2 protein-coding genes and 1 pseudogene are annotated in these 4959 nt (G+C 35.8%); 1 reads left to right on the top strand and 2 read right to left on the bottom strand.

Features of this window, described 5'->3' with window-relative positions; genetic code table 11:
- A partial coding sequence (locus A9Q93_RS05110; RefSeq protein WP_303686307.1) for an L-type lectin-domain containing protein occupies nucleotides 1-2661 on the bottom strand: 2661 nt, incomplete at its 3' end.
- Between the two features lie 19 nt (nucleotides 2662-2680).
- Nucleotides 2681-3901, bottom strand: a complete 1221-nt coding sequence (locus A9Q93_RS05115; RefSeq protein WP_303686308.1) for an NAD(P)-dependent oxidoreductase — start codon at nucleotides 3899-3901, stop codon at nucleotides 2681-2683.
- Between the two features lie 343 nt (nucleotides 3902-4244).
- On the opposite strand from A9Q93_RS05115, the pseudogene A9Q93_RS05120 reads away from it, so the two are divergent.
- Nucleotides 4245-4959: pseudogene (locus A9Q93_RS05120) on the top strand (hypothetical protein); the annotation flags it as partial.

Here is a 4959-nt window from a genome sequence, read left to right on the forward strand (position 1 = left end):
TTCTATTCTTACAAAGATAGTTTCTGGAGTAGTGGTGCTACTCGCGTAAGCTGTATCATTAGTTATTTGATCTGTTCCCATACCTGTCATTGCACCATTTGAAGTGGTGTGGTAAGTAATGGTAAAATCGCTTGCTGTTTGAGATCCTAGAACCTGAGCATTTGCCATGGTAAGATCAAAAATTTCTGAGCCATCGTTTCCTGGATCGTCACAAGTAATCATGTTTTGAACACTGTTTGCTGTAGGTGTAGGACTTATCACAAAACGGAATGTTGTTGTAGTGTAACAAGTATCATTATCTGCATTATCAACTCTAGCAAAAATACTAGGCGTGCTGCTAGTTACTGTGTAAGGGCTAGCTAATGGAGAAGCGTTATTGTCAGCATCTGCTTGAGAAGCGTGATATGTAACATTAAAGCTAGGGTTAGTCTGTCCGTCTAAAATAGTCATATCAAACTGAGAAAGATCTACGTCTTCAGTTCCATTATTTGAAGGATCATCACATACTATAATATCAGTAGGAGTTCCTGCTCTAGGCAATGGATCTACAAAAATGTCAAACATCTCTGTATCATAACAACTGCTGTTAGAATTAGTTTCTATTCTCACAAATAGTGTTGTAGAACCGCTGTTGTAAATAGTAGGTAGAGGAGTTGCGCCACCAGCGCTTCCTAGATCAGCATCTGCTTGTGAGGTAAAGTATTCAATGGTGAAGTTTGCAGGGTTCTGACCTAGTAGAACATCGGCATTTACGGTGCTCAAATCAAAATCTTCTAAGCCGTCATTAGTACTATCGTCACAGATCCTATATTCGGTAACAGGATTTGCAACTGCTTGTTCATTAAGTACAATATTTATAGGAGTAGTACTAGCACAAGTTTCATTATCACTGTTATCGATTCTTGCAAAAATAGTAGTCGTTCCAGTTGTGATTGTAAAAGGACTTGTTAACTCAGGAGTACCGCTATCAGCATCAGCTTGTGTGGCATGGTAAGAAACCACAAAATTAGGAGAGGTCTGTCCGTTAAGAACGTCAGTATCAAACTGCGATAAAGTTATGTCTTCCGTTCCATCATTAGAAATATCATCACAAATTACCAGATCAGCTGGTGTTGATGCTACTGGAAGGTCATCAACAATGATGTCGAAGAAGGTCGTGGCATAACAATTTGTGTTTGCTACATTTTCTATACGTACATACATGGTCTGTCCACCGCTACTGTACATATTATTAACTGGTGTAGCTCCACCGGCACTTCCTTGATCTGCTTCTGCTTGTGAAGTAAAGTATTCGATATTAAAATCGGCTGGAGATTGTCCTAACAGTACTTCAGGATTTCTAGACACCAGGTCAAATACTTCAGAATTATTATTTGAAACATCATCACAAAGTCTGTACTCTGCTACTGGATTTGCTACGGCTTGAGTAGATACACATAATTCAAAATCAGTTGTTGCATAACAATTTGAACTAGCAACAGATTCTATTCGCGAATATAGTCGTTCACATAATTGTGTATTTGAGTAGTTTTGAGGTAAAGGATTATTTCCAGCATCTGCATCTATTTGAGAAGAAAAGTAAGAAACAGTAAACAATCTAGGATCTTGATTCCCTATAACTGTAGCATCTAATTGTGAAAGGTCATAAGTAATAATCCCGTCGTTTGTAGCATCATCACAAACAGTAAAATTAGCCACAGGATTTGCAGTAGGTTCTGAACCTACAGATATGGTAAAATCTTCTTGAATTACATCGCCACATCTATTGGTAATATTTACACTATAAGTAGTAGTTGTTAAAGGAGTAAAAGTTGGGTTAGGAATACTAGGGTCGCTCACTCCTACAGCAGGCGTCCACAAATAACTAGAAGCGCCATTTATAGTTGCGTCTACATTTGATACGGTGTCACCTATACAAATAGATTGATCATCTAAGCTACCTACATCATTTGCAAATGATATATAATCAAAACACACGCGTTGAAGATTTGCTGCGCCACCAGTTGAGCCAGTGAATCCAAAATAAGAAAATGTACTTCCTGCAAATACTTGATTAATTAAGTCACCTGTATAAGTTAACCTTAAATTACAATCAAAATAAATACTCATGGTTTGCAGCGTGGCATCCCATTCAATTCTCACATCGTGCTCCATGCCATCTTCCACATTGTTTGATGTAGGAGAAGCAACAATAGGTCCTGCAAGATTTTGAGCAGCATTATGGTTATTAACTCCTGCAGATACCATTGCGATGTGATCAAAAAACGGATCTGCTAATTGACCATTTTGCCATGTATCAAATTCAATCGCAAAAGAATTTGAAATACCTTCATAACCCATTCCACCACCTAAATTACCTATTACTGGATTAGGAGAGTTTTTCATTACAAAAGTGAGCCCATCTGCCCCATTTGCATCATTTGTGCCTAGAAATATTCTAAATTCTATAATGAAATTGAGACGCATGTTTATGCGATCTGGAGACCATATCGCACCAGACTGATTATTAAAATTAGGTGTAATTTGATAACAATCGTTCCCAACTGATGAGGCATTACCTATCAAGCTAGGATTAAATTGAGCTTGCAGTGATAAGCTACACAACATAATAATGCTCAGGATACTATAACATCTAACACTATTAAATAAATGTGTAGTCATATTGTAATTTTTCTTAAGGCTAGTTAGCATAGACAAAGTCGTGTAAATAAGTATACCTTTCTGTGAGGTTACCATCACTTGTTGTCATTTGTGCACGTTCTAGAATACCATCTTTATCTCCATTAAAAAAAGCTGGAATTACAGACTTTTCAAACATTTCACCAAAACCTTCACTCGCATCCTTAGGTAATTCACAAGGTAAATTATCTACGGCCATGACAGTAATAGATCCAGGAGTCTTGAAAGGGACCTCTTTTTCGCCTTGAGCGTCATAACCATATAAAGGATCTTCAATAGTACTAGGTCTGAGAGTAGACGCAATAGGGCCATCTATATCGCAACTTACATCTGCAACTAGATTTATTTTAAAATCTTCATGTTTTGCATCTTCTCTAGTAAATAAATAAGGGGCACCGTTTCCATAAAAATGACCGGTTATAAGCATGTCTGTAACTTGAGCATATTTCATAAAGTCACTAACAAGTAATTCAGGATTATTATAACACTCTGTTTTAGTAGGTCTATAGCCATCTTTACGAGTGTAATAATGTTCTACATCGAGAATGGTAAAGGTGGTTTGTTTATTTTGAAATTGGGCAAGTTGCAGGTATTCTTTAGGCTTTAATTGTTTAATTTCTAAAACATCTAGAATTTCTTTTATACCACCAGCAACTTTACCGTTTCCTGTCATTACTATATGAATTGCAGGTAGTTTATCCTTAATTTGTTTTAATTGAGATTGCAATGCCTGATAATCTGGCAAGCTTTCTACTTTAGGAAGTTCAAAGATACCATCTCTTAAACCTAGTGCTCTAAAGCCGTTATAAGCTCCTACTATACCAGCATATCTACCAAATCCTATTAATCGAGCACCATTCTTTTTTACAATGGTCTCATGATCATATAGCTCAATCTTTTTATCAAGAATGGCTCGCAGAAGTTTCTGGTTATAGGGTTGTTTTTTGATAGTATGAGAAAAGAAAAAGTATTTCTTATTAGGTATCAAAGCGTCTTTAGGTACTTCTTTCACGCCTATGAGTACATCAGCATCAGACACATCATCTGTAACGGTAATACCATGTGAGGCATACTGCTCATCTGTAAAAATTCTTATAGGTGAGGATTCTACTATAAATTCCGCTTTCGCGAAAGCGAGATTCAAACGGTTTAATTGCTCTGGAGTAAAAACCACTCTTCTATCCGGTGGATTCTTTCTCTCTCTAATGATGGCAAATTTCATAGTCGTATTTTAATCTAGCAATATAATGAATAGCAGTATATTTATGGATTTTGTTAGATAAGAAATATGGAACTTGACTTACGAAGCATTAAGATAATGACTTTTTAAAACTTAAAATTTACATATTTGAAAACGTAAGACGTCCTGTAGTTACATAAATGATTACCTCAGCGCCTTTCAATTAATTTTAAGATTAATTTATAAAAATTAGTTGCCGCCTTACCTAAATTGTATTAATTAAATGATAAAAAGTGTGAGATACATTAATTAATTACCAATGAAGATCAATCTGAATATATCATATGTATTTTCTCTTCTACTGTTTCTTGTGGTTTTTAAAACAATGGGACAGGCAGAAAGGGACAACTGGTACTTTGGAGTATATGCAGGTGTTAACTTTGATGGTGGGACGTTGACCTCTTTAGATGACAATGTAATTGAGAGACGCATAGCATTTGGTCAAATAGAAGGTCCTGATAATATTGCTGTGGTAAATGACTCCGTTGGGAATCTATTATTTTATACAGATGGAAGGGTTTTTAAAAATAAATTTCATCAAAATCTGTTAAATACACCTACTTTAGAATATGCATTTAGAGAGTCACAGCAAGTTGTGACACGTAATCCAGCAAATGAAAATCAATATTACATCTTTGTAACCATTCAAGATGGATTAATGATGCGATTAAGTTATGTGATTGTAGACATGACACTAGATAACGGATTAGGCGGTATTTTAATAGATAGCGCCCACACGGTATTACTGAATAGAGTAGGACAGCAAATGACCACCGCTCAACATGAAAATGGAAGAGATATCTGGGTCATATGTCAAGGTAACGGTACTTTCAGCTCTTTTCTAGTCTCACCAGCAGGAGTGTCTAATGTACCTGTTAGATCACAAACCGGATTAAGTTTAATAGACGGTAATTTTAATAATTATGGTGCGATGCAAGCGTCTCCAAATAATGAACTTATTGCTGGTGTTTTTCCTGACTTAGGTAAAATGATGTTATTTGAATTTAATAATTTGACTGGTAAGTTAAATTTTATTTATG

The organism is Nonlabens dokdonensis (assembly GCF_002162835.1).
Lineage (GTDB): Bacteria > Bacteroidota > Bacteroidia > Flavobacteriales > Flavobacteriaceae > Nonlabens > Nonlabens dokdonensis_B.

Excerpts from the sequence above, each read along its gene's own strand:
- A9Q93_RS05115 (WP_303686308.1), bottom strand. The coding sequence starts at position 3,901 with ATGAAATTTGCCATCATTAGAGAGAGAAAGAATCCACCGGATAGAAGA.